Origin of the sequence: Cobetia sp. SIMBA_158, assembly GCF_046566945.1 — a bacterium.
In the GTDB taxonomy this organism is placed as follows: Bacteria; Pseudomonadota; Gammaproteobacteria; order Pseudomonadales; family Halomonadaceae; genus Cobetia; species Cobetia amphilecti.
In genome coordinates this window covers 1-1,221 of record NZ_JAWJYL010000028.1, presented here as the reverse complement: position 1 = coordinate 1,221, position 1,221 = coordinate 1, and the positions used below count along the sequence as shown (strand labels likewise).

General features: G+C 52.6%; 1 rRNA gene. It reads left to right on the top strand.

From position 1 onward, the window contains the following. Window positions 1-62: 62 nt before the first annotated feature. Window positions 63-1,221 (top strand): 23S ribosomal RNA (locus R2R70_RS18795); the annotation flags it as partial.

Sequence of the window (1,221 nt, the reverse complement as noted above, 5' to 3'; positions counted from 1 at the left end):
AAACGATATGTCGGAGAGGTCCGACAGATTCGTAATCCTTGACAGACCCCTTGGGGTTATATGGTCAAGCGATTAAGCGCATACGGTGGATGCCTTGGCAGCCAGAGGCGATGAAGGACGTGATAGCCTGCGATAAGCGTTGGCGAGGTGGCAAATACCCTGCGACCCAACGATTTCCGAATGGGGAAACCCACTCACCATCAGGTGAGTATCTATAGGCCAATACATAACCTATAGAGGCAAACCCGGGGAACTGAAACATCTAAGTACCCGGAGGAAAAGAAATCAACCGAGATTCCCCAAGTAGCGGCGAGCGAACGGGGACCAGCCCTTAAGCGTGACAACTGACAGACGAACAAGCTGGGAAGCTTGACGATACAGGGTGATAGTCCCGTAGTCGAAGTCTGAGTCACGTGAAATCGAGTAGGTCGGGGCACGAGAAACCTTGACTGAACATGGGGGGACCATCCTCCAAGGCTAAATACTCCTGGCTGACCGATAGTGAACCAGTACCGTGAGGGAAAGGCGAAAAGAACCCCGGCGAGGGGAGTGAAATAGATCCTGAAACCGTATGCGTACAAGCAGTGGGAGCACCTTCGTGGTGTGACCGCGTACCTTTTGTATAATGGGTCAGCGACTTATATTCTGTGGCGAGCTTAACCGTATAGGGGAGGCGTAGGGAAACCGAGTCTTAACTGGGCGACCAGTCGCAGGGTATAGACCCGAAACCGGGCGATCTATCCATGGCCAGGGTGAAGATTGAGTAACATCAATTGGAGGCCCGAACCCAAGTATGTTGAAAAATGCTGGGATGAGCTGTGGATCGGAGTGAAAGGCTAATCAAGCCCGGAGATAGCTGGTTCTCCTCGAAAGCTATTTAGGTAGCGCCTCACGTATCACCGCTGGGGGTAGAGCACTGTTTCGGCTAGGGGGTCATCCCGACTTACCAACCCGAGGCAAACTCCGAATACCAGTGAGTGCAGCGTGGGAGACACACAGCGGGTGCTAACGTCCGTTGTGAAAAGGGAAACAACCCAGACCGTCAGCTAAGGTCCCAAAATCCTGATTAAGTGGGAAACGATGTGGGAAGGCTCAGACAGCTAGGAGGTTGGCTTAGAAGCAGCCATCCTTTAAAGAAAGCGTAATAGCTCACTAGTCGAGTCGGCCTGCGCGGAAGATATAACGGGGCTAAATCAGGTACCGAAGCTACGGGTTCATCCT